The sequence below is a fragment of the Amycolatopsis silviterrae genome (genome assembly GCF_042684085.1).
Classification (GTDB): Bacteria; Actinomycetota; Actinomycetes; order Mycobacteriales; family Pseudonocardiaceae; genus Amycolatopsis; species Amycolatopsis silviterrae.
The window spans coordinates 144,566-168,536 of record NZ_JBHUKS010000033.1; the positions used below are offsets into that span (position 1 = coordinate 144,566).

Genomic DNA, 23,971 nt, shown 5'->3' on the forward strand with positions numbered 1-23,971 from the left:
TCGCCGCTCACGACGCGTACGGCGAGGGACCGGGCTTTTCGTCCAACGGCACCCGGCCCGAGCGGGCGAACCGGCAGATCATCATGTAAACGCCGACGACGTACAGAAGTTCGGCGATCGCGCGCGAGGAGAGTTCTCGCGCAGCGGCGGCGTAAACCGCATCGCTCACCTCGACATTGCGCACGCAGTCCTCGGTGAAGGCGAGCGCCGCCCGGTGCTTGGGACCGAAGGCGGTGAGGTCGCCGCGATCGATCGCGGCGATCTGTGCGTCGGAGATGCCGACGCTTTTGGCGGTCACGATATTCTGCCGCCAGACGTAGCGGCAGTCCGACAGTTTGCCGACGAGCAGCACCGCGAGCCGTTCGGTCCGGGCGTCCAGCTCCAGGTCCTGAAAGAGCCCGGCCAGGCAATCCACGAACGGCGGGTACAACGTCGTGGCTCCCGCCATGGCCCGGAACAGGTTGACGTCAGGCAGCTTCGCGAACGCGGCCCGCACTTCCTCCGGGGCCGAGTCCGGGTCGATCAGCGGGAGCCGTCCGGCGTTGTCGTTCATTGCGCATTCTCCTCGGCGGTAGAGCGCCGGTCGGCGTAGTTCTTGATGGCTGTCACGATCGCGGCATAACCGGTGCAGCGGCACAGGTTCCCGCTGATGGCCTGGCGAATCTCGTCCTCGTCCGGAGCGGGATTGCGTTCGAGCAGGTCCTCTGCCGAAAAAAGCATGCCCGAAAGGCAGTAGCCGCATTGGAACGCGTTGGCGTCCCAGAACGATTCCTGGAGTCCGCTCAGACCGTCCGTGCTCATCGACTCCAGCGTCTCGATCTCCGCGCCGTCTTCGGCGACGGCGAGCCGCAGGCAGGACTTGGTGATCCGGCCGCCCAGCCGGACCGTGCAGGCCCCGCAGTCGCCGGTGAGGCAGCCGATCTTCGGTCCGGTGACGCCGAAACGGATGCGGAGTGCTTCGATCAGCAGATCACGCCGGTCCACCGCCGCCGTGCGGCGCTTCCCGTTCACGGTCAGCTCAAGGACCGTCAGGTCGTCATCCATGCCGTCCCCCCTCAGTGCCCGGTCTTGCTGCGCGTGTTGCCGATGTCCGCCCGGGCCATAGCGAGCGCCCTGCGGGCCACTGGGCCCGCGACCGCGGCGCGGTACTCCCCCGGGGCGAGGACGTCGGTCCAGGGGACGGAAACCGCGGCCGCCACCTGCGCCGCGGCCGCATCCAGTTCCTCGTCGCCGAGCGGACGCCCGAGCAGACCGGAGAGATCGACCGTGAGCGGCACCGGCTCAACCCCGCCCAGGACGAGCCGCACATCAGCGCAGCAGCCCGCATCATCGAGGCGCAGAAGCACCGCCGCGGTGGCGATCGGCCAAGAACTGCCGCCCCGCTTCACCTTCACGTAGCCATGCGCGAAAGCACGCGAAGACGGCACCTCGAAACCGGTGATCACCTCGGCGGCAGCAAGCGCAGTTCGCCCGGCGTCGAGGAACAGTTCCGCGATCGGCACCCGACGTACTCCCGCCGGGCCTGCGACGAGCACGTTCGCGCGGAGAGCGACGAACGTCGCGGGAACGTCGGACTGCGGCCGGGCAGCCGCGACGGAACCGCCGATGGTGGCCTGGTTTCTCAGTGCCGCTCCGCCGGTCACCCCGGCTGCCATGGTGTGCAGGAGCGGCGCATGGCGCGCGACGTCCTCGCTGGCAAGGAGATCGCTGTAGGTGCACATCGCGCCGAGACGCAGCCGGGATCGCTCGACCGAGATTGTCGCGAGCCCGGCATGGCGGAGGTCGACAACGCGTCGCGGGCGGGACTCGGCGCGTTCCATCTCCGGCACCACCCAGGTGCCGCCGGCCAGCAGCCGGCTCTCGCCGTCCAGTGCGGCGACGAGACCGGCGACGGTCCGCGGCGCGAGGTACTCGAAACGGGTCGGGATCATCGCCGCGCCTCCCTGAGCGCGCGCAGGATCGCGACCGGGCTCAACGGCGTGCGGTCGAGCGAAGCCCCTAGCGGCGCGATCGCGTCGTTCACCGCGTTGAACGCCGCCGCCAGCGCCCCAGAGAATCCCGCCTCCCCGACGCCCTTCGCGCCCAACGGCGTCCCCGGAGCCGGCGTACAGAGGTGGCCGAGTTCGACCCGCGGCACGTCGACCGCGCGCGGGAGCAGGTAGGTCTTGAAGCCAGTCGTGAGCGGGATCCCGTTGTCGTCGAAGAGAAGCTCTTCGCTGAAGGCCGCGCCGAGTCCCATCACGACGCCGCCGGTGACCTGCCCGTCGACCATCAGCGGATTGATCACGGTGCCGCAGTCGTGCGTCGTCACGTGCCGCAGCAGCGTCACGACCCCGGTTTCGGTGTCGACTTCGACGACGGAGGCGTGCACCGCGTAGGGGTAGGTCGTGTAGGTCTGCATCCGGCCGAGCGCGTCCGGCACCTCGCGGATGTTGGCGGGCCGGTACGTGCGGGTCGACTCCAGATGCGGTTCGAAATCGAGCTGGAGCAAGTAGGAGCGGGTGTACACGGCCGTGGCGACCTCGGCCACCGAGACGCTGCGGGACGAGTCGCGGGCGAGCCGGACGACGCCGTCCTCGATCAGCACCTGCTCCTCGGGACGCGCTCCGAGCAGCACGCGGGCAGCCGTGCGGATCTTGCTCGCCACGTCGCGTGCGGCGAGCACCGCGGCGTTGCCGCCGGTCACCAGGGAACGGCTCGAAATATTGCCAAAGCCGTACGGACAGGTGCCGGTATCGCCTTGCACCACGGAGACGGCGTCCAAGCCGACACCCAGTTCGTCCGCGACGAGCTGGCAGATGCCCGTATCGCTGCCGGTGCCGGGACTGGTGACCCCGGTGAGCACCGACACCCGGCCCGACGGGCTCATCCGGACTGTCGAGGTGTCGTACGCCGCGACGAAAGCGCCCGGAATGTCGGCGCTTTCCGGCATCAGCTCGAATCCGATGCCGATACCGAGGCAACGGCCTTCCTCCCGCAACCGTGTTTGCTCGGCGAGCAGCTCTTGGCAGGAAAGGATTTCCAGCGTCTTGTCGAGGGCGGCGCCGTAATCGCCGCTGTCCAGCTCCAGACCTGAGGTGTGCCGGTACGGGAAGGCGTCCGCACGGACGAAGTTGCGCCTTCGCACGGTGATGGCGTCGATGCCGGTCGCGGACGCGATCCGCTCCATGATTCGTTCCAGCAGCAGCGTCGCGCCGTCCTTGCCGAACGGTTTCGTGCCGCTCCACGGAGCCTTGTTCGTCACCACCACCCGATAGCGCACCTGGCAGTGCGCGATGGCGTAGCCAAGTCCCGTCGAGAGTGCGCCGACGTACGCCATGCCCCAACCGTGCGTCGGCGCCGCGGCACCGTGATCGGTGAGGGCTTCGACGTCGAGGGCGAGCAGGCGGCCGTCGCCGTCGAAAGCCACCCGGTAAGACAGCACTTGTTCCCGGGCGGCGGGCAGCAGGGACGCCGCGCGTTCTTCCTGCCAGCTGACCGGCCTGCCGACAATCCGCGAGAGAACAGGCGCGATGAAGTCCTCGCGGCTCCCGTACATCTTCAACCCGAACGAACCGCCGACCTTGGGCGCGATCACGTGGATGCGTTCCTCGGGCAGTCGCATCGACGCGGCGAGCACGGTCCGAAGCACATGGGGGTTCTGCGTGGACGCGTAGAGAGTCAGTTGCTCTCCTTCGTCGTCCCAGTCGGCCAGGTACGTGCGCGGCTCCATCGGTGCCGCGGTGCCACGGTGAGTGCGCAGTTCTCCTTCGAGCACCTGCACGGCACCGCGCGCTGCCTCGGCGAAGTCACCGCTTCCGACCTGCCCCTCGATCAGGACGTTTTCGCCCCAGTCCGGATACAGGAGCGGGGCGTCCGCAGCGAGCGCGGTCTCCACGTCGGGCACGACCGGCAGCGGCTCGTAGTCCACCTCGACAGTCGAACAGGCCGCACGGGCGTCCGCCTCCGAAGCCGCGACCACCGCAACGACCGGTTCACCGGCGTAGACGACCTTCCCGACGGCCAGCGGGAACACGGCGCTGTGATGTCCCCCGAGCAGCCCGGCGTCCAGGCCGTGCGGGATCTCGTCGCACCACGGGGCCAGGTCTTCGCCGGTGACCACCGCGATCACACCAGGAGCGCTTTTCGCCGCCGCCGTCTCGACAGACCGGATCAGCGCGTGCGCCAGCGGCGCGCGCACCAATGCGGCGTAGACCGTGCCCGGCAGCACGATGTCGCCGGTGTAGGTCGCGCGCGCCGTCAGGTAGTCCGCACCGTCGTGCTTGCGAACCGGGCGCCCCACAGACTTTCCCGTGCTCTGCATTCCCACCTCCGCAGGCGTGCCTCCGCGACCCGCCATTTCGGACATCCGCCACCGATGCACGCTAGGCCCCAGCAGGGAAGCGGTCGATCCGTTGCGCGACAGTGTGATCCGGTTCGCGCCAGAGACGGCGGCGACCCGGACACAGCCGATCGATCAGTCATTCAATGAACATGACGTTGTGCACGTGCGGGCGACCGCGTGAGCATTCCCTGCCGGCACTCAGAAACTTCGCGAAAGCACAAGGAGACCAGCCGTCGTGAAACTGTTCGACGTTCGCAGCGTTCCGTCCGGAGTCGACGCAGCACTCGCTCGCGTCGAAAATCCCCGCCATCGGCATATGCTGAAAAACTACCGCCGGCACGCGTTGCTGGAGGTATCCGGTTTCTGGGAGGACATCCTCGTTCCCGCCATGATCGTCGACGATCCGCTGTACCGGATCAGCGAACGCGGGCAGACTACGGTCTGCACCGGAATGGAGGAAGTCCGTGCCTTCTACGCGAAGGTCGTCGGGGAAAGCATGAACGTTTTCGGTGCGCTGGAAGAAGAAGTCGCCGTCTCCGACTACGGCATCTTCATCGAAGCCGTCTTCGCCCAGATACTGCGCGGGGACGACCCCGCTCTCGCCGGCGAGGGCACCGATCCGAAGCGCACCTACCAGGTGTCGCACAACTTCGCCGCCGCGTGGCCCTACCGCGACGGACGGCTGTACGGGGAGTTCATCTACGAAGACTTCGGCAGCTGGCGCGTGGACGAAGTAGACGCATCCGCGCTGACAACTCCCGAGCAGGCACGCACCATCTTGGCTCCCTGCCTCGCCGAAAGCCCGCTGTCCGAGATCGAAGAAGGGTTGAAACTCTTCGAGAACGGCCTCCGCTAAGTCTTCGAAGTCCGTTCCCACGACAGCGCAGTCGAAGGAATCAGCAATGGACGCAGAATCCGCCGCCGACGTCAACCACTCGAAGAGGATCCGCCCGCAGGTTCCGAACTCGGCCGCGCTGATCGTGCTCCTCGCGAGCGCAGCCCTCGGCGCGGAAGCCGGTGCCGTGCTCGGTCCGGTCGTCGTGCTGATCCGCGACGATTTCCGCCTTTCCCCAGGACAAGCAGGCCTGGTCATCGCGATGCACGGCCTGCTGATCGCCGCCTGCGCCCCCGTCGCCGGCGCCCTGGTGGACCGGATCGGCACGAAACGACTGCTTACCGCGGCGCTCATCGCCTACGGCGTGTTCGGCGGGCTCGGCGCTCTGGCCGGAAGCTATCCGCTGCTCCTGCTGATCCGGGCGCTGTTCGGCTTGGCCGTCGGCGTCATGACCGTCGCGTACACGGTGGGCATGCTCACCCTGCGGCACAGCAGCGGCCGCGCCGCCATCATGGGTTATCAGTCGGGAATCGGCAACGTCGGCCAGGTGCTGTGGCCGCTGCTGGCCGGAATCATCGGCGGACTGGACATCGGATGGCGCGGCCCCTTTCTCCTGTACCTGATAGCGCTGCCCCTCGCCGCCGCGGCCGTCTGGCTCGTCCCGGATACCCGCCGGGACAATTCCGAGCCTGCCGGCCCCGTGCGCATGCGGGCGGTCGTCCGCGAAGCCCCGATCCTTCTCTGGCTGTATGCGCTGATCTTCATCATCGCCGTGCTCCTGTACGTTCTCGTAGCGTTCCTGCCGCAGCGCCTCAACCAGCTCGGAGTGTCCGACCCGCTGGCAGTTGCCGCATTCCTCGCAGCGGCCACCGGCCCCGCAGCCGTCGTCGGCATGATCTACGGCCGAATCCAAACCCGCCTGCGACCTCACACGATCCTCGTGCTCGCCCTTGCCCTGCCCGCACTCGGATTCGTGCTTCTGTCTCTGGCCGCCAGACCTCCGCTCTTGCTGTTCGGCGCAGCGCTGATCGGCATCGGAATCGGTCTCGTCATGCCAGCCGTCCCCACGCTGGCCAGCGAATCCGTCCCGGCAGCCGCACTCGGTCGCGCCACGTCGTGGATCTACGCGTTGTTCCCGCTGGGAAACTTCGCCGCCCCGCTGCTGCTCGGCCCCCTGGCAGGCGGACCGTCCGGCTTCCGCGCCATCTTCGGCGTTTCCGCGGCGATCAGCCTGCTGGCCGGACTCGTCTGCTTCGCGGGCCTGCGACACGTCCAGTTCGGCAACCGAAACCTGACCGCCGCTCCCAGCCAAGACTCGGAGACTTCATGACCACGCCCCCGCATGACGGGTACATCGACATCCACGCGCACTTCACCGCTCCGGCAACCGAGGACCAATCACGGCGAGCCTGGCAAGCAATGCTCAGCCGGGGAATCTACCTCCCGGAACCGTTCGAATGGTCCCTGGAGCGAACATTGGACTACCTGGACCGGTCAGGGACCGCGATGCAGTTCCTGAGCAACATCCCGGGCGACCAAGACGCGTTGCGCGTCTCCAACGACTACGGCGCGACAATCGTGGCCCGGCATCCGGCCCGGTTCGGCCTGCTGGCCGCCCTGCCGACCGACAACCCGGCCGCCGCCGTGGACGAGGCCGTCCGCGGACGAGAACTCCTCGCCGCCGACGGGTACGCCGTCACCGCCAACTACAACGGCACCCACCTCGGCGACGAGACTCTTCTCCCGCTCTGGGAACAGCTCAACGAATGGGGCTCCGTCGTCTTCGTCCACCCCGACGCCCGACGGCCCCCGACTCTGGATCACCCGGCGCCGCTGTACGAAGTCGCCTTCGAGACCGCCAGAACCGTCTTCGACATGCTGTTCCGCAGAGTCTTCACCCTGTTCCCGGACATCACCTTCGTATTCGCGCACTGCGGCGGAGCATTTCCCGCACTCGCCGGTCGAGTCTCGTTGCTGGGGAACGAGCCATGGGTGCCGCACGGGCTCCCGGCACAGGATCTGGCGCACCAAATGGAAACCATCTACGTGGACACCGCTGCAACAGGCTTCTCGAGTTCGCTCCTGCCGGCAGCAGCGACCCTGGGCGCCGACCACCTCGTGTACGGCAGCGACTGGGGCGCACCCTGCACCACAGAAGACACCGCGGAAGCAAACCGCAACAGCCTGCAACACTGTGGTGCGCTGACCGCAGCGGAAAACGCGACCGTCCGGCGCCGCGCGCTGGACCTGTTTCCCCTCGCAGCCCGCCGGCTAGGAACCATGCCAAACACGCCAGGCTGAGCGACAGGAACCCCTTTTGATCCGCAGGTTCTGGGTTCGATCCCCAGACGGCCCGCCACGATCGACATCCCCGCTGGCCAGCGGGGATGTTCTCGTCTGCGGATCTTGCGGGTCGTCGCGGAGACCACCGCCTGCGCGCGGGCGAACTGGCTGCCCGTACCCCTCCGATCCTCCCCGCCCAGAGGTGAAGCCGCAGGTCAGGAATCGCGGTCGACGATCACTCGTTGCGGGCTGCGCAGGCCAGCGAACTGCCGCGCTGCGGCGGTTCGTCAGGTATCCCGGCCGCTGGTCCGCAGCGGTGTGCGATAGAGCTGGCGGGGTTGCTGGGCCTGCCCGCGGTCAGCCGGTCACTGCGGCGTCGTTGATCTTCTGCTCCAGCGCCGCCTCGTCCATGAAGTAGACGTCGCGGACGATCTTCAGGCTTTCCGGGTCGAAGGTGGAGTAGCCGGTGCCGATCCAGGTCACTTTCGGGCCGGTGCCACCGGCTGTTCCCGTCACTTCGAAAAGAACGCCGATGGTGTCGCCCTCCAGGAAGGACGCCGCCACTCGCGGGGTCCAGTCAGGGAAGGTCGCGAACATTTCCTCGAATCCCGGAGCCAAGGCCGATTTGTCGCCGACTGTCCCGCCTGCGCCGTTGACGACGACGCACTCGTCGTCGAAGTACTCGAGCACCTTGTCGAGGTCGTGGGCAGCGACGGCGGCGCAGATCTCGTTCATCCGCTGGACGTAGCGGGCAAGCTTGGCACTGGACACGGGTTCTCCTCCTCGGGAAGCGACTGGCTGGCCACACCACCTTGCTCGCGTCAAGGGCAGCGACCTACACCAAGGAACACCGCGCTGGCCGGCGGTTCGGTGCACTCTGCACTCGTGACGGCAGCCGCCTCTGCGCCTAGGCTGTTCGTCCGGCTCGGGTTTGGAGGCAACCGTGGACGCGGAGGACGAACGGAGCGAGCGGACGCGCGAGCTTTTTCGCGCCGCCGCGGCCAAGATGCAGGTGCACCAGGCCGAGATCGCGCACGAGATGTGGGCCGCGGGCCAGCGGAGCCTGCGCGAGCGCGCCCTCGCACAAGACCCGATTTTGTCCGAAATGGACCGTGTTTACTGTGCGTCCACTTTGGCCCATTGGCTGATCGCCAACATTGACGATCCCGGCTGCCGGGTCGAGACGACGATGATCCCCGACACCCGGCACTACGCACGCGACCTCGCGCTCCGCGGGATGGACACGAACGACGTCGAGGCATGGCGGGCGTCGCAGCGAGTCAACTGGTCCGCGTGGCTGCGGTTCTGCTTCGACACGACCGACGACAAGGACGAGCTTCGCGAGCTGGTCGAGATATCCGGCGATTCCCTGGTGACGTACGTGGACGACTCGATGGCCGCGGTCGCGGCGTACATCGACGAGGCGCGGGCGGAGCTTGCCGAGGGGCCGGAAAGCGAGCGATTGGCGACTGTGCAATTACTGCTCCGCGGCGCCCCGATCACCCGGCCCCGGGCGGAAGCCCAGCTCGGCTACGCGCTCACCGGGCATCATGTGGCGGCGATCCTCTGGGGCGACTCCCCCGATCAGCTCGCCTTCCTCGAGGACGCGGCCGAGCGGGTCATGCGCGCCGCGGGTGCCGCGCGCCGCCTGACGCTCGTTGCGGGGACGACGACGCTGTGGATGTGGATTCCGGGGAGTTCCGCGCCTTCCCGAACAGACCTCGACCGGATCGTGGCGGATGTCCCCCACGTGCGGATCGCCCTGGGACGGCCGGCGCCGGACGTGCACGGCTTCCGGCGCAGCCACCTCGACGCCGACGCGGCGCAGGCGCTGCTGACGCGCCTTCGGTCCGGATGCCGTGCCGTCCATTTCGAGGACGTGCAGCTCGTGTCCTTGCTGACCAACGATCTCGCCGAGGCGCGTCAGTTCGTCGCGGACACCCTCGGCGAGCTGGCGACCGCCGACCGGGTGCTGCGCGACACGGTCAGGGTCTTCATCGCCGAGCAGTTCAACATCTCGAAGGCGGCCGACCGGTTGTTCGCGCACCGCAACACGATCGACCGCCGTCTGGTCCGGGTGGACGAACTGCTCCCGCGCCCGCTCGCGCGGAACCCGGCCGCTGTCGACACCGCACTGGCTCTGGTGGAGCTGCAGAGCGGCGAGCAGCGGGCTTAGAGCAACGCCTGCGCGGAGAACCCGAGGTGCCCCATCCCGGCGCGCTCCGCGGCGTCGAGCTTCTTCGACACCGCGGTCGTCACCGACAAGTCGACGCCCGCGCTCTCCAGCTCTCCCAGTGCCCTCCGGGCGCCCTCGGCGAAGACATGGATCGTCGCCTGGTCCGTGTCGTGCTGCCCGGACTCGATCGCGGCGGCCGCCTCCTCGGCGGCATGGCGCAGCACCTCGATGCCGTGCAGCGTGGCGTACCGGACTTCCTCGAGCGTCCGGCCCCGCCGCAGCAGGCACGCCGCCGATTCGACGAACCCGCTCATCGCGGTCACGAAGAAAGCGCCGCAGCCCAGGTACAGTTCCTTCGCGCCGGCGATCTCGTCCGACACGTGCCGCGAACGGCCGCCGAGCAGCATCAGGACAGGCTCGTGCCGCGCCCACACCGGGGAGGGGCCGGAGAATGCCACCATCGCACCCGGTTCGCCGATCTGGTCGGGATAGCACAAGGTCGACCCGTCCAGGAATGAAGCCCCTTGCTCTCCTACCCAGCTCGCCAGCGTTTCGACGTCGTCGTTGGTTCCGTCGCTGAGATTGACCACTGTGCGCCCGGCGAGGCTGGAAGCCGATGCGAGCACGGCCCGGGACGCGTCGACATCCGACATGCAGACGACAGCCAGTCCGGTGCTCCCCACCGCGTCTTCGACGGACGCGGCCGGCCGGACGCCGTCGGCGGCGAGCGCCTCGGCCCGGCGCGACGTGCGGTTCCACGCCGTCACCGCGAGGCCGCCGGACGCGAACCTCCGCGCCAGTGCCGATCCCATCAATCCGCAGCCGAGCACGGCCACATCGTGCCGGGGCGGGCGAGTCATCGCAGCCGCCGTTTGAGGATCTTGCCCGTGGCGGTCGTCGGCAGGGAGCCGACGATCTCGACGAGCCGCGGGTATTTGTAGCCGGCCATCTGTTCTTTGCTCCATTCCACTAGCTCGCGCGGCGTCACCTCGGCGCCGTCGCGCGGGATCACGAACGCCTTGACCTCTTCGCCGTGGCTGTCGTGCGGGACGCCCACGACAGCCACGAGGGACACCGCCGGATGGGTCAGCAGCACTTCCTCGATCTCCCGCGGGTACACGTTGTACCCGCCCCGGATGATCATGTCTTTGGCGCGGTCGACGATGTAGTACCAGCCGTCGTCGTCGCGGCGGGCCAGATCGCCGGTGCGGAACCAGCCGTCGCGGATGGCGTCGGCGGTCGCTTCGGGCCTGCCGTGATAGCCCTTCATCACGTTGTGCCCGCGGACCGCGATCTCGCCGACCTCGCCCGGACCGGTCACCTCGGTCCAGTCGGGCTTGATCAGTTTCAGCTGAACGCCCCAGACCGGCTTGCCGATGGAGCCGGGGCGGGGCGGGGCGCCGGGATCGCCGATCGTCGCGAGCGGCGAGGTCTCGGACAGCCCGTAGGCCTCGATGACCCGCACGCCGAGCCGGGCGTCGATCTCCTTGATCAGCTCGACCGGCAGGGGTGCGCCGCCGGACATTCCGATGCGCAGGTTCTTGACGATGCGGGCGGCGTCGACGTCAGGGCCCAGCTCCCGCAGCAGCCCCCACCACATCGTGGGGACGCCGGCGAAGAAGGTGATGTCCTCTTCGGACATCAGGCGGACGACGCGGCAGGCGTCGAAACGGGGCACCAGGTGGAGCGTCGCCGCGGTCGAGAAGCCGGCGTGCAATTGGGCGGTGGCGCCGAAGGTGTGGAAAAGCGGCAAGCACACCACATGGCTGTCGCCGGCCGGCCGGTTCCGGAGGATCCGGTTCAGGGTGAGCACGTTGAGCATCGTGTTTCCGTGCGACAGCTCGGCGCCTTTCGGCTGGCCCGTCGTGCCGGAGGTGTAGAGGATCACCGCGGTGTCGGTCGCTTCGGTGCCGGCGGATTCGAACGTTTCCGGTTGTCCGGCGAGAGCCTCGTGCAACGTTTCCGCGGCCGTGCTCGTCTCCGGGGCGGCGGCGATCAGGAAGAAATGCTCGACGGCGGCGACGTCGTCGAATGCTTGACGCCCCTCTTGGCCGACGGGGAGTTCCGCACTGCCCTCGAAGCAGAAGTACGCGACGGCACCGGCGTCCGCGAGGTGGTAGGCGATCTCGCGCCGCTTGAGCAGGACGTTCAGCGGCACGACGATCGCGCCAGCCTTGAGGATTCCGTAGTAGACGATCGCGAACTCCGGCCGGTTCGGGCAGCTGAGAGCGACTTTGTCTCCTGACGCGATGCCGCGCTCGGCCAAGAGGTTCGCCACTTGGCTCGCCGCGGCGTCGACCTCGCGGTAGGTCATGCGCTTCTCGTCCAGCACCAGCGCGGTTCTGTCGGGATGGTTACGAGCGGAGTCCTCCAGGAGGACGGAAAGGTTCAGCATGGCGGCTCCAGTCGGCGGCGTGGTGTCCGGGCCGGGCGGCGGGTGCGGTCCCGGCGCCCGGCCCGGGGTTCATCGGGGTGCGTTCAGGCCATGGCCGACGTGATGGCGGACGCGACGCGCCTGACCGCGTCCCGGCTGGTCGCGCTGAGCGCGGTGTAGGAGAGGTAGCCGTGCACCAGGCCCGGTTCCCTGACCAGCTGCGTCGGGACGCCGCTCTCGGTCAGTTTGGCGGCGAACGCGAGGCCGTCGTCGCGCAGCGGATCGAAACCGGCGACAGTCACCAGAGCGGGCGGCAGTCCGGTCAAGTCTTCGGCGAACAGCGGCGACACACGAGGGTCGGCGCGTTCGACCGACGGCGGCAGGTAGTGATCGGTGAACCACGCGATCTGCTTGGCGGTCAGCGCGGGCGAGTCGGCGAACTCGCGGTTCGAGGGCCGGGAGCCGGCCAGGTCGGTAACGGGATACATCAGCACCTGCAGTGCCGGCTTCACCCGGGAATCGCGCAGCTTCTGAGCAAGAACCGCCGCGAGGTTCCCTCCCGCGCTGTCGCCCGCGACGACGATGCGGCCGTCCGGAACGCCCCACTCGGCGGCGTGCGCGACGGCGAACTCCCAGGCTGCCATCGCGTCGTTGTGCGGTGCGGGATAAGGGTTTTCCGGCGCGAGGCGGTATTCGACGGACAGGACGTCCATACCCGTGTAATGGGCGATCAAGCGCACCGGGCCGTCGTAAACCGCCCGGCTGCCCAGCACGAACCCGCCGCCGTGGAAGAACACGATGAGCCCCGCGGAGGAGGCGCGTGCGCGGTACCGGGTCGCGGCGAGGCCGCCGCGCAGCTGAAATTCCTCCACGACGTTCATCGGGTGCGGGCGCTCGCCGTAGATCGCCGCGTCCTTCAGTTCGGCGGCGCGCGCCTCGACGGGGGTGAGGTCGCTGAAATCGGGGGCTTTCGCGACGACGGCCATGAGCATCGCGATCTCGGGGGCCATCTGCTCGCCGTCCGCGTTCACGGGCACCTTGACCAGTCGCTTCACCAGCGACGGGGGGAGTTTGCCCATACCGATCCCGAGCTGTCGCTGTACCCAGTCCCCGGCCGAGATCCGGGTGGTGGTCGCGGTGTTCATCGCACCTGCTCCTTGCTCGAGGAGGCGGCACGGGCCGCCTGCTGGTCGCTGGCGGAGCTGAACTTCAGGTTCTCGTCGTAGAGCGGGCCGTTGAGCAGTCGTTTGTCGGCCTGGTACGACGTGAGCATCCGCCACGGCAGCCTGGTGCCCTGCTTGGGCATGCTGTCCGCGTTGCGGGTCACGTAGCCCGCGTTCAGGTCGAGCAGCGGTTCGGTGGCCATTCCGGGCTCGGCCACCGGCATGGCTTTGGTGTAGCCGTGCGCGTCCAGGTGCCGGATCAGCCGGATGACGTACTGCGCGGTCAGGCCGACCTTGAGCGTCCACGACGAGTATTTCGTGTACCCGAAGGCGAAAGACCAGTTCGGCAGGCCGGACAACAGCATGCCGCGATAGGTCACGCAGGAACCGACGTCCAGTTTCCGCCCGTCGACCGTCTGCGGGATCCCGCCGAACATGCGCATGTTGAGCCCGGTGGCGGTGACGATCACGTCCGCGGGGATCTCCTCTCCCGAGGCAAGCAGGACGCCGGATTTGGTGAAGCGTTCGATCGTGTCCGTCGCGACGGACGCCTTGCCCGCGGAGATCGCCTTGAAGAAGTCTCCGTCGGGAGTCATGCACAGGCGCTGTTCCCAGGGTTTGTACGGCGGGTTGAAGTGCGTGTCGACGGCGTAGCCCTTCGGCAATGCCTTCTTGGTCAGGTTGCGCATCAGTTTCCGCCCGGAGTTCGGGAACTTGAGCAGGTACCCGACGAAGAAGAAGTCCCGCCACACGTTCTTGAACCGGGTGGCCGCGTATCCGCGCCGCAGCCCAAGAATTCGGTACAGCGCCTGGGAGATCTTGTCGATGCGCGGCAGCGTCATGATGTAAGTGGGGGTCCGCTGCAGCATCGTGACGTGTTCGGCCGCGCGGGGGCCGGTCGTCATCGCGGGAACCATGGTGACGGCGGTCGCGCCGCTGCCGATCACGACGACTTTCTTGTCCGCGTAGTCGTAGTCCTCGGGCCAGAACTGCGGGTGCAGGATGTCGCCCTCGAAGTCTTCGCGACCTTCGAAGCCGGGCGTGAAACCCTCGTCGTACCGGTAGTAGCCGGTGGCACCGTAGACCCATTTGGTCTTCAGCGGCACAGTTTTCGGCTTCTGGCCGGGGACCGCGACCCGGACCCGCAACGTCCAGGCGCCCTCGGCGCTGGACCAGTCGGCCGACACGACCTGGTGGTGGTAGCGGATCAGGTCGTCGACACCGTGCTCGGCGGCGGTTTCTTCGAGGTACTCGCGGATCAGGTGCCCGTCCGCGATCGCGTGCTCGTGGCTCCACGGTTTGAACTGGTAGCCGTAGGTGTGGAGTTCGGAGTCGGAACGGACGCCGGGATACCGGAAGAGGTCCCACGTGCCGCCGATCCGGCCGCGCCCTTCGAGCACGACGATTTTCTTGCCGGGAAAGGCGTCCCTGAGGTAGCACGCCGATCCCACGCCGGAGACCCCTGCTCCGATGATGACGATGTCGGCGGCCTCGGGGCGGGCGTCGTTGCCGGCCATGGTGACTCCTCGTCTCGATCTGCTCAGGCCGGTCGTCCGGCCAGGAAGTCATGCTGCGCCAAGGGATACGGCCGATGCCACGCACATCAGTGGCGTCGTGGGGACGGGCCTGGTGCAGAGTGCACCGGGCCCGGCGGTCAGGAGCCGCCCGGCGTTCCGATCGGGAGCATCACGTGCTTGGTGCGCGTGTAGTCGTCGAGGGCGTAGGCGGAGTTGTCGCGGCCGTAGCCCGATTTCCCGAATCCGTTCCACGGCATTTCGCTGGCGAAGCTGAGGTGCGAGTTGACCCAGACCGAGCCGAACGCCAGTTCCTCGGTGAACCGGAGCGCGCGGGCCTGGTCGCGGGTCCACACCGATGCCGCGAGACCGTATTCGACGTCGTTCGCCTTGCTCAGCGCCTCCGCTTCGGCGGCGAACGTCTCCACCGAGATCACCGGGCCGAACACCTCCTCGCGCGCCATCTCCGTCCCGGGAGCGACGTCGGCGAGGATCGTCGCCGGGTAGAAGAAGCCGGGGCCTCCGGGCATTTCGCCGCCGAGGACGACCCTGGCGCCGTCCTGACGCGCCCGGTCCACCATCGCCGCGACGCGGGAGCGATGGGCCCCGCTGATCAACGGCCCGAGTTCGAACTCCTCGCCTGCCGCGGCGTTCCCGCTGCGCAGCTGCCGGGCGGCCGCGGTGAGCGCTTCCAGGAGCCGGTCCCGAACGTCCTCGTGGCAGATCACCCTCGTCGCCGCGCCGCAGTCCTGGCCGGCGTTGCCGTAGCCGACGGCGATCAGCGTCTGCACGAGGAGGTCGAGGTCGGCGTCCGGGAACACCACCACGGGCGCTTTGCCGCCGAGTTCGAGATGGACCCGCTTGACCGTGGTCGCGGCGCCCGCCGCGACCTGCCGGCCCGAACCGACGCCGCCGGTCAGCGCCATCATGTCGATGCCGTCGTGGTGGCTCATCGCACGGCCGACAGTCGCGCCGGCGCCGGTCACGACATTGAGCACGCCGTCCGGCAGGACCCCGGTGGCGAGGCCGGCCAGGACGAGGGTGCTGAGCGGGGTGAGCACGGACGGCTTGAGCACCATCGTGTTCCCCGCCGCCAGCGCCGGCGCTATCTTCCAGGCCGCCATGAGCAACGGGAAGTTCCACGGCGTGATCGCGCCGATCACGCCGACGGGTTCGCGCCGGATATAGGACAGTTGGCCCGCGACGTACTGGCCGGGCGCCGGGGCCTGAGCGGTTCGCGCGGCTCCGGCCATGAAGCGAAAGCAGTCGGAGATCAGGGGAATCTCGTAGGTCGCGTACGCATAGGACTTGCCGACGTTGAGCGCTTCGAGCGCGGCAAGCAGTTCGGCGTGTTCGTCGACGACGTCCGCGAAGCGGAACAGCGCCTCGGCGCGGGCTCCGGGCGTCGTCCGCGCCCACGCAGGCAGTGCGGTGCGCGCTGCCGACACCGCGGCGTCGACGTCGGCCGCGGTGCCGTTCGCCGCGACCCCCAGCCGCGTGCCGGTGCCGGGATTGGTCACCTCGATCGTCTCGGCGCTCGCGCTCGGGACGAAGCCGCCGCCGATGTACAGGGCCGGAGCCAGATCGTCGATGCGCCGCTGCGCGTCGGCCAGGATCTTCTCGGGGGTCATCTCAGGATCCTTCGGTCGGGGTGGGGAGGTAGGTCGGGCCGAGCGCGAGCACGGGGGCGAGCAGGTCGTCGTCGAGCAACTGGTCGGGCGTGGCCTCGGCCGAGGGCCTGCGGACCTGGCCGGGATAGCCGACCGCGCGGCGTGCCTCGGGCGCCATGTAGTAGGTGCTGGCCAGGAAGTAGAAGGCCGCTTCGGCGAGTTCGGCCGGCCAGTCCGCGACTGTCTCGGCCGAGAGTTCGCCGGCCGCGGCGGCCAGCTCGGCGGCTTGGATGAAGGCTGCTGCGAGGTCGGGATTGGCCTGGAGCGCGCGGTGTACGAGAGCGGCGTAGCCGGGCAGGGCGGTCAGCCGGGGCGACCGTCCGGTGCCGGGAAACCACAGGTCGGCGAGGCGCGCAGCGCCGGCGCGGGCTCGGTCGTCGGGGAAATCGATCACAGCGGAATCCTTTGGCCGGCGGCGGTTTCGACGAGGTGCTCGGCAGCGCGCAGCGCGAAGGCGGTGATCGTCGGCGTCGGATTGACCGAGGACGACGTGACGAAAACGCTGCCGTCGAAGACGTAAAGGTTGGGGACGTCGTGCGACCGCCCGTATCCGTCGACCACCGAGGTCGCCGGATCGGTGCCGCACCGGGCGGTGCCGAGCAGGTGCCAGCCGGTCTCGCCCCCGAAGTCCACGCGTTTGGCGGAGACGGCCCCGGCCGCTTCGTGGACCTCGGTGATCCGGTCCAGATGCCAGTCGAGCGCGCGTTTGCTCTCGTCTGACATCGTGTAGCGGATCTTCGGCGCCGGAATGCCGTCGCTGTCGACGAGGTCCGCGTCGAGGACGACCCGGTTGTCGAAGGCGGGCAGATCCTCGATGGACGCCGAAATCTCGAACGCCCGGCCGTAGAGCCGCTCGACGAGTTCATGCCCGGCCGTGCCGCTGCGCTCGGCGAGCGGCAGCTCCGCGAACCGCTGGAGCAGCCCCACCGGGCCCTGGAGCACGACAGCCGTCCACTTGGCCCCGCGGCGGAAGCCCCGGCTGGCATCGGTCTCCGCGAAGTGCATCGACCAGATCGGATGGCTCTCCGGCCCGAGCCAGGGCTCGACGTCCTTCTCGTACTCGCCCAGCACGGTCGCCACCGGGTGCATCATCAGGTTGCGCCCCACGTAGCCGGAGGAATTCGCGAGCCCGTCGGGGAACAACGGCGACGTGGACAGCTGCAGCAGCCGAGGGGTGCCGATCCCGTTGGCGCACAAGATCACCACCGGCGCGGCCGTGTGCTGTTCGATTCCCGCGCGGTCGATCCACGTGGCACCGGTCGCGAGGCCCTGACCGGAGACGGTGATCTCGCGGACCCGCGCCCCGGTCACCAGGTTGACTCCTGCCGCCAGCGCGCCGGGCCACATCGCGACGTCGAAGGACGCCTTCGCCCCCTCGGGACAGCCGCTGCCGCAGGTCCCCCAGCGGGCGCACGGCCCGCGGGAACCGACGCCCTTCGACAGGATCGCCGACGTGCCCGGCCACCAGCCGATGCCCAGCTTGTTCATGCCCTCGGCCGCGATCCGGCCGATGCGGCCGATGGGCAGCGGCGGCTGGGGAGGCACGTAACCGGGCGGATAGGCGATGTTGCCGCCCAGCCCGGAGACGCCGATCATCTCGTCGACAGCGTCGTAATACGGCTCCAGTTCCTCATACGTGAGCGGCCAGTCGTCGGCGACGCCGTCGAGGGTGCGCACCCGGAAGTCGGACGGGATCATCCGCGGCCACTCCGCCCAGAACAGGACGCTGCTGCCGCCGACCCCGTTGAACATGAGCGGATGCACGTCCGAATCGGAGTCGTTGACCGGATAGTCGCTCGGCCGGCCGCGGTGGTTGGGGTTCGGATTCCACGGACCGGCGACCAGCAGATCGCGTTCGGGCTTGTCGCTGGGATAGTCGGCGGCGGCAGGCCAGCCGCCCTGTTCCAGGACAGTCACGCGGAACCCGCTCTCGGCCAGCAGCCGCGCGGCGGTGGCTCCGGACGGCCCCGCGCCGATGATCAGCGCGTCGACGTCGCCGTCTCGCGAAGACGGGCCAGGCACGGTCATGGGCGCGCTCCCTCTTGCTCGGTATTTAAGTCAGACGGTTGTGTTTAAATACGGGCATGCCGAAGATCGTCGACCACCGCCAGCGGCGTGCCGAGATCGCCGACGCCGTGCTGGCGATCGTCGCCGAGGACGGCGTCGGCGCCGTCACCCTGCGCGATGTCGCGGACCGCAGCGGCTGGTCAACCGGCGTGCTGAACCACTACGTCGGCGGCCGGGACGACCTGCTGCGGCTGGCCTTCCGGCACACGTTCTGGCTCTCCGGACAGCGGCTGGCGGCCATTGCCGAGGAGACCGGTCTGGAGCCGGCCGAGCGACTGGTCCGCATCCTCACCGCGCACCTGCCGCTCGACGGGCCGTCGGTGGCTTTCGCCCGGATCACGCTGTTCTTCTACGCCGAAGCGGCCAGCTCCCCGGACAAGCTCGGCGAAGACATGCTCAACTACCTCACCTCGTGGCGTTCGACGGTCGAGGACCACGTGCGCGCGGCGCTGGATTCGCGCGGCCTGCCGACGTCCCGGGCCCGGGAGATCGGCGACCACCTCGTGGCGGTCATCGACGGCTACGCCAGTTACGAGGTGCTCGGCTCGAACCTGTGGAACGGCGGCGATCGCACCGTCGCTCCCCCGGTCCGGGACTGGGTCGAGTCGGCGCTCGCGATGAGCGCCGCGGGCTCGGCGCGGCGCTGAACCCGGACCGGCCGGCCGCCGCGGTCCGGCGGCGGCGAAGGCTCCGTTGCCTGTCATGGGTGCACTCCCGAACTCCGTCCGCCGGACCGCTCGCCCGGCGCGGTGCCCATGGTTCGACATGGCCGTCGGCGCGCGCCACACACATCTGGGGTGTCCGCGACCGCACGGGGGTGCACATTGCACCCGTCATTCGCGCCGGTCCGCCCAGTCGTCGGTGGACTTCAGCCACGCCCGGTCCGCGACCAGATCGCGGCACGTGCCCGCCCGCTCCCACTCCTCGCTCGCCAGCAACGCGCGATGGAACGGGAGCAGCGTCGGAATGCCCTCGACGACGGTCTCGTCGAGGGCCTTGCGCATCGCCGCCGCGGCGGCGGCGCGGTCCTCGCCCCAGGTGATCACCTTGGCGATCAGCGGGTCGTAGTAGGGCGGCACGGCGTCCCCCTCGGCCACGCCGGTGTCGACCCGCACTTGGTCTCCCGACGGTGCGGCGAACCGCTCGATCCGGCCGGGGCCCGGCCGGAACCCTTTGGCGGCCGATTCGGCGTTGATCCGGCATTCGATCGCGTGGCCGGTGATCCGCACGCCGGGCTGGGCGAAGCCGAGCGGTTCGCCCGCGGCGACGCGGATCTGCTCCTCGACCAGGTCGAGGCCGGTGACGAGTTCGGTGACCGGGTGCTCGACCTGGACGCGGGTGTTCATTTCGAGGAAGTAGAAGTCGTCGCCGGCGAGCAGTCCTTCGACGGTGCCGAGCGAGAAGTAGTCCGCCGCTCGCGCCGCCCGCACCGCGATCTCGCCCAGCCGGGTGCGCTGAGCGTCGGTCAGCAGCGGGCAGGGTGCTTCCTCGACGAGTTTCTGGTGCCGCCGCTGGACCGAACAGTCCCGTTCGAACAGGTGGACCATGTTGCCGTGCGTGTCGCCGATGATCTGCACCTCGACATGGCGCGGGTCTTCGAGATAGCGCTCCAGGTAGACCGTGGCGTCGCCGAAGAAGCGCTCGCCCTCCCCTGCCGCGCCCTCGACCGCGGCGGCGAGTTCGCCGGGGCCGTTGGCCACCCGGAACCCCTTCCCGCCACCGCCGCTCGCGGCCTTGGCGGCGACGGGGTAGCCGATCGCCGCCGCCGTCGCGAACGCTTTCGGTCCGGGGTGAACCGGTTCGGTGCACCCGGGAACGACCGGGACGCCGGCCTCCGAAACGGTTTCCCTGGCCCGGATTTTCGACGACATCATCTCCATCGACTCCGGGCTCGGGCCGATGAAGACCAGCCCGGCCGCCGCGCAGGCACGAGCGAACTCCGGGTTCTCCGACAGCAAGCCGTAGCCGGGATGGATCGCCTCGGCGCCGGTGGACAGCGCGGCCTCGACGATGCGGTCGATCCGCAGATAGCTCTCGGCCACCGGGGCGGGTCCGATCAGCACGCTTTCGTCGGCCGTCCGGACGTGCAGGCTGCCCGCGTCGACGTCGGAATGGACGGCGACGCTGGCGATTCCCATTCGCCGCAACGTTTTCATGACGCGTACCGCGATCTCTCCCCGGTTCGCGACGAGGACTTTGCCGAACACGAATCAGTCCTCCAGCGTCACGAGCACGTCGCCGTCGGAGACGACGGCTCCTTCGGCGACGTGGATCTTGGCCACCACGCCGTCGTCCTCGGCCTCGACCGGGATCTCCATCTTCATCGACTCGAGAACGAGCAGCACGTCCCCCTCGCGGACCTGATCACCGGTCGTCACAACGATTTTCCACACTGAAGCCGCACAGTCGGCGACGATTTCGTTCATGGTTTCTTCCTTGTCTGCACGGCGAGCGCGCCTTGGCTGGCATCGAGGAACGACGCCACGACCTCACGGGTCTCGCGCGGGTCGATCATGTGCTCCACGCCGAACGCTTCGACGGTCCGCCACGGATCGACGAGCGAGCGCATGCGGTCCTCGATCTGTGCCCGCATCGCGGCGGGGTCGTCCGACGCCTCGATTTCGCGCCGGTACGCGGCTTCCACTCCGCCTTCGATCGGAAGGTCGCCCCATTCACCGCTCGGCCACGCCAGGCGCAGCCCGAGCCGGTCCGGGTTCGAGGTCGCGGAAACGGCGAGGCCGTACGCCTTGCGCACTTGCACGGTGACGATGGGGACGGTCGCTTCGACCACCGACTGGATCGCGCGCACTCCCCAGCGCATGACGTTCGCCCGCTCCGCCTGCGGACCGACCATGAAGCCGGGGACGTCGACGAAGTAGAGGACCGGGAGGTGGAAGGTGGTGCAGAGATTCATCAGCCGCACCTGTTTCTCCGCCGCGGCGGCGTCCATCGCGCCGCCGAGGTGCTGCGGATTGCTCGCCAGTACTCCGATCGGCATTCCGTCGATCCGGGCGAGACCGGTGACGAGGCTCTTGCCCCATCGGGGGCCGATCTCGAAGAACGAGTCCCGGTCGACGACGGCCTTGATCACCTTGGCCGCGCGATAAGCCTGCCGCCGGTTCTCCGGGATGATCTCGAGCAGTTCCGATGCGCGGCGGTCGACCGGATCGTCGCAGGACGTGCGTTCCGGGAGCTGCCAGACATTCTGCGGCAGATAGCTCAGCACCGCCCGCAGCTGGGCGATCGCGTCGTCCTCGTCCCGCGCCAGGTTGTCGACCGCGCCGCTCGCGGTCGCGACGGGACCGCCGCCCAGCTCGTGCTTGTCGATGTCGATGCCCAGCGCGCGCCGCACGAGCGGCGGGCCGCCGGCGAAGAGCACGGAATCCTTGGTCATCACCGAAAAGTGGCTGGCCACCGCCCGCGCCGCGCTGCCGCCGACCGCGGCGCCGCTCACCATCGTGAGGACCGGGACCTCGCCGAGAAGCTCGAAGGAACGCGTCCAGCTCACGGAACTGGTGAGATAGGTGTGCCCTTTGTCCTCCTGGGCCGCGACGTCCCCGCCGATGCCCTCCACGAACATCAGGAGCGGGATCTTGTACTCGTGGGCGAGATCCTCGACGAAGCCGCCCATCCCGCCCTTCATCCGGTCGAGGTAACTCTGCGGGGCGCCCGCGCGCACGGTGAAGTCCTCCCCGCCGAGCGCGACCGGCCGACCGTCCACTTTGGCCAGTCCGCACACGTAGCTCGACGGCAGCGTGCCGAGCCGGTTGCCGAGTGCGTCGCGCTCCTCGAAGACCGCGAATTCGCCGATCTCGCTGAAGCTCTCGGAGATCGCGGCGATGCGTTCGCGGATCGTGTACCGGCCCTGGTCCTTCTGCCGGGCGACCCGCCGTTCGCCGCCGAGCTTGCGGGCCTGCGCGCGGCGGACCTCGAATGCGTCCAGGGCGTCCGCCCAGCTGAATCCGCCGGGTGTGCTCATCGCGGCACCTCCATGACGTCGGGCGACGTGATGTCGCGGGAGAGCAGATGTTTCTGGACCACGCCGGTCCCGGCGCTGCGCACGAACTCGGAGCCGTCGGTGACCGTCAGGTATCTCGGCATCGCGAACCGGGGAAGCACCTTGCGGCAGTGCGCCACGAACTCGCCGGGCACCAGGCCGTCGCCGTCCGGGACCACGAAGACTTTGATCTCATCCTCGCCGCCGTGCTCGTCGCGCACCGCGATGGCGACGCACTCCCGGACTCCGTCAGCCGTGTTCAGGCTGTGCTCCAGCTCCCAGACCGAGATGTTCTCGCCGCGACGGCGGAAGCTGTCCGTCCTCCGGCCGTCGAAGCAGAGGAAGCCGTCGCCGTCGAGATGGCCGGAATCACCGGTGTGGAACCACAGATTGCGCCAGACCTCGACCGTCGCCTCGGGTCGGCGCCAGTAGCCGAGGGCCGTGAGGTGCGGACGGCGCGGGCGGTAGACGATCTCGCCTGTTTCGCCCGCGGGCAGCGGGCGGTCGTTCTCGTCCACCACCCGCACCTCGATCGCGTCGTGCGGATGTCCCGCCGCGCCGCGGCGGCGCTGCTCGACACTGTCCATCGCGATGCCGTCGCATTCGGTCTGGCCGAACAGGGTCAGGACGGGGATGCCGAGCCGGTCCTCGAACGTCTCGTAGGCGATCCGCGGAATCGGAGCCCCGATCATCCGGGTCAGCCGATGCGAGCCCGGCTCCGGCAGCTCGCCCTGGGCCAGGATCGACAGCATCGCTCCCACCCCGGACGCCCAGGTCGCCCCGAACCGGCGGACGTCCGCGAAATACTCGCTGGCGGAGAACCGTTCGCGGAAAGCCATCGAGCTGCCCGACTGCAGGCACGCGACGAGCTTGACGTGCGCGTCGACGTGAAAGAACGGCAGCGGGAAGTACCCGATGTCGTCGGCGCTCAGGCCGAGCCGGTCGATCCAGACCTCGGCGAGATTCGAGAAATACGCACGCGGCAGCATCACGCCCTTGGCCGGTCCCGTCGTTCCCGACGTGTAAAGGATGGTCGCGAGGTCGCCGGGGCCGAAACTTCGTTGCGCCGCATCGAGTTCGTCCCGCTCAGCCGGGCCGACCGGATCCGCGGTCAGCTCGCTCATCGGCAGGACGTCGCCGGACGCCGCCTCGCGCACCGGCCCCAGGCATTCGTCCTGGCAGGCGATCAGGCATGGATCCGAGTCGGCCAGGACGTGCGCCAGCATCGGGCCGCGGAGTTCGACGTTGACCGACACCTCGACCGCGCCGAGCCACCAGATGCCGAACATCCACCCGACCCGGTCGATCGAATTTCCGCTCACCAGCGCGACGCGGTCCCCTGCGGACACCCCGCGGCCGCGCAGCGCCGCCGCCACGCGACGCGCCCGCTCCGCCAGCTCCCCGGTGGAGAGAACCTGGCCGCGCGTGCGGAGCAGCGGACGGCCCGCGTCCCGGGCGACCGCACACAGCAGGTCGTCCACGGGGCTCACGCGACCGGCCGCCCGCGGGCCGGACCTGGACCTGCTGACGTCGTTCACGAAGAGATCCCTTCGGTCCTCGGGGTTTAT

Annotated in this window: 21 protein-coding genes; 5 read left to right on the forward strand and 16 right to left on the reverse strand. The window is 69.0% G+C overall.

Features of this window, described 5'->3' with window-relative positions; all coding sequences use genetic code 11:
• Positions 1-7: 7 nt before the first annotated feature.
• From ACFSVL_RS39330 to ACFSVL_RS39345, 4 genes are read right to left on the reverse strand one after another with little or no spacing between them, the layout of a single operon-like run.
• Positions 8-553, reverse strand: a complete 546-nt coding sequence (locus ACFSVL_RS39330; protein ID WP_378312044.1) for a carboxymuconolactone decarboxylase family protein — start codon at positions 551-553, stop codon at positions 8-10.
• On the reverse strand, positions 550-1,044 hold the full coding sequence (locus ACFSVL_RS39335; protein WP_378312046.1) for a (2Fe-2S)-binding protein: 495 nt from the start codon (positions 1,042-1,044) through the stop codon (positions 550-552). Before ACFSVL_RS39335 ends, ACFSVL_RS39330 begins: the two co-directional genes overlap by 4 nt.
• Positions 1,045-1,055: 11 nt before the next feature.
• Positions 1,056-1,931: an FAD binding domain-containing protein gene (locus ACFSVL_RS39340; protein ID WP_378312048.1), complete on the reverse strand. Its 876-nt coding sequence runs from the start codon at positions 1,929-1,931 to the stop codon at positions 1,056-1,058.
• Positions 1,928-4,282 (reverse strand): xanthine dehydrogenase family protein molybdopterin-binding subunit, encoded by a 2,355-nt coding sequence (locus ACFSVL_RS39345; RefSeq protein ID WP_378312050.1) that lies wholly within the window; start codon positions 4,280-4,282, stop codon positions 1,928-1,930. Before ACFSVL_RS39345 ends, ACFSVL_RS39340 begins: the two co-directional genes overlap by 4 nt.
• A 358-nt stretch (positions 4,283-4,640) precedes the next feature.
• Between ACFSVL_RS39345 and ACFSVL_RS39350 the strand changes: the two genes are divergently transcribed.
• The 3 genes from ACFSVL_RS39350 to ACFSVL_RS39360 are packed head-to-tail and all read left to right on the forward strand — an operon-like array spanning position 4,641 to position 7,460.
• Positions 4,641-5,180 (forward strand): hypothetical protein, encoded by a 540-nt coding sequence (locus ACFSVL_RS39350; protein ID WP_378312052.1) that lies wholly within the window; start codon positions 4,641-4,643, stop codon positions 5,178-5,180.
• Positions 5,181-5,226: 46 nt separating this feature from the next.
• Positions 5,227-6,489: an MFS transporter gene (locus tag ACFSVL_RS39355; RefSeq protein WP_378312054.1), complete on the forward strand. Its 1,263-nt coding sequence runs from the start codon at positions 5,227-5,229 to the stop codon at positions 6,487-6,489.
• Entirely contained in the window at positions 6,486-7,460 is a 975-nt protein-coding gene (locus tag ACFSVL_RS39360; protein WP_378312055.1) for an amidohydrolase family protein, read from the forward strand. The genes ACFSVL_RS39355 and ACFSVL_RS39360 overlap by 4 nt, the downstream gene beginning before the upstream one ends.
• A gap of 339 nt (positions 7,461-7,799) precedes the next feature.
• Here the strand turns inward: ACFSVL_RS39360 and ACFSVL_RS39365 are convergent, their stop codons facing one another.
• Positions 7,800-8,213: a nuclear transport factor 2 family protein gene (locus ACFSVL_RS39365; protein WP_378312057.1), complete on the reverse strand. Its 414-nt coding sequence runs from the start codon at positions 8,211-8,213 to the stop codon at positions 7,800-7,802.
• 172 nt (positions 8,214-8,385) lie between these two features.
• Here ACFSVL_RS39365 and ACFSVL_RS39370 point away from each other — a divergent pair, with 172 nt between their 5' ends.
• Positions 8,386-9,618: a PucR family transcriptional regulator gene (locus ACFSVL_RS39370; protein ID WP_378312059.1), complete on the forward strand. Its 1,233-nt coding sequence runs from the start codon at positions 8,386-8,388 to the stop codon at positions 9,616-9,618.
• On the opposite strand, the gene ACFSVL_RS39375 is transcribed toward ACFSVL_RS39370, so the two are convergent.
• From ACFSVL_RS39375 to ACFSVL_RS39405, 7 genes are all read right to left on the reverse strand, one after another.
• Positions 9,615-10,478 (reverse strand): NAD(P)-dependent oxidoreductase, encoded by an 864-nt coding sequence (locus tag ACFSVL_RS39375; RefSeq protein WP_378312061.1) that lies wholly within the window; start codon positions 10,476-10,478, stop codon positions 9,615-9,617. The genes ACFSVL_RS39370 and ACFSVL_RS39375 overlap by 4 nt on opposite strands.
• Positions 10,475-12,013 carry a long-chain-fatty-acid--CoA ligase gene (locus ACFSVL_RS39380; RefSeq protein WP_378312063.1) on the reverse strand — a complete coding sequence of 513 codons (1,539 nt, stop codon included), beginning with the start codon at positions 12,011-12,013 and terminating at the stop codon, positions 10,475-10,477. Before ACFSVL_RS39380 ends, ACFSVL_RS39375 begins: the two co-directional genes overlap by 4 nt.
• 83 nt (positions 12,014-12,096) lie before the next feature.
• Positions 12,097-13,137, reverse strand: coding sequence for an alpha/beta hydrolase (locus ACFSVL_RS39385; protein WP_378312065.1), 1,041 nt, complete (start codon positions 13,135-13,137; stop codon positions 12,097-12,099).
• Positions 13,134-14,672: a flavin-containing monooxygenase gene (locus ACFSVL_RS39390; RefSeq protein WP_378312067.1), complete on the reverse strand. Its 1,539-nt coding sequence runs from the start codon at positions 14,670-14,672 to the stop codon at positions 13,134-13,136. The genes ACFSVL_RS39385 and ACFSVL_RS39390 overlap by 4 nt, the downstream gene beginning before the upstream one ends.
• A 137-nt stretch (positions 14,673-14,809) precedes the next feature.
• Positions 14,810-16,300 carry an aldehyde dehydrogenase family protein gene (locus tag ACFSVL_RS39395; protein WP_378312069.1) on the reverse strand — a complete coding sequence of 497 codons (1,491 nt, stop codon included), beginning with the start codon at positions 16,298-16,300 and terminating at the stop codon, positions 14,810-14,812.
• Between the two features lies 1 nt (position 16,301).
• Positions 16,302-16,733 (reverse strand): hypothetical protein, encoded by a 432-nt coding sequence (locus ACFSVL_RS39400; RefSeq protein ID WP_378312071.1) that lies wholly within the window; start codon positions 16,731-16,733, stop codon positions 16,302-16,304.
• The gene (locus ACFSVL_RS39405) at positions 16,730-18,367 is read right to left on the reverse strand and encodes a GMC family oxidoreductase (protein ID WP_378312073.1); all 1,638 of its coding nucleotides are present in this window, start codon (positions 18,365-18,367) and stop codon (positions 16,730-16,732) included. The genes ACFSVL_RS39400 and ACFSVL_RS39405 overlap by 4 nt, the downstream gene beginning before the upstream one ends.
• Positions 18,368-18,423: 56 nt before the next feature.
• Between ACFSVL_RS39405 and ACFSVL_RS39410 the strand changes: the two genes are divergently transcribed.
• A complete protein-coding gene (locus tag ACFSVL_RS39410; RefSeq protein WP_182895679.1) occupies positions 18,424-19,053 on the forward strand; it encodes a TetR/AcrR family transcriptional regulator in 630 nt (209 codons plus the stop codon).
• Between the two features lie 186 nt (positions 19,054-19,239).
• On the opposite strand, the gene ACFSVL_RS39415 is transcribed toward ACFSVL_RS39410, so the two are convergent.
• Genes ACFSVL_RS39415 through ACFSVL_RS39430 form a run of 4 tightly spaced genes read right to left on the reverse strand, consistent with a single transcriptional unit; the run spans position 19,240 to position 23,884 of the window.
• Positions 19,240-20,613 (reverse strand): acetyl-CoA carboxylase biotin carboxylase subunit, encoded by a 1,374-nt coding sequence (locus ACFSVL_RS39415; protein WP_378312075.1) that lies wholly within the window; start codon positions 20,611-20,613, stop codon positions 19,240-19,242.
• 3 nt (positions 20,614-20,616) lie between these two features.
• Positions 20,617-20,832, reverse strand: a complete 216-nt coding sequence (locus ACFSVL_RS39420) for a biotin/lipoyl-binding carrier protein (protein WP_378312077.1) — start codon at positions 20,830-20,832, stop codon at positions 20,617-20,619.
• Entirely contained in the window at positions 20,829-22,385 is a 1,557-nt protein-coding gene (locus ACFSVL_RS39425) for an acyl-CoA carboxylase subunit beta (RefSeq protein ID WP_378312079.1), read from the reverse strand. The genes ACFSVL_RS39420 and ACFSVL_RS39425 overlap by 4 nt, the downstream gene beginning before the upstream one ends.
• On the reverse strand, positions 22,382-23,884 hold the full coding sequence (locus ACFSVL_RS39430; protein WP_378312081.1) for an AMP-binding protein: 1,503 nt from the start codon (positions 23,882-23,884) through the stop codon (positions 22,382-22,384). Before ACFSVL_RS39430 ends, ACFSVL_RS39425 begins: the two co-directional genes overlap by 4 nt.
• Positions 23,885-23,971 lie beyond the last annotated feature (87 nt).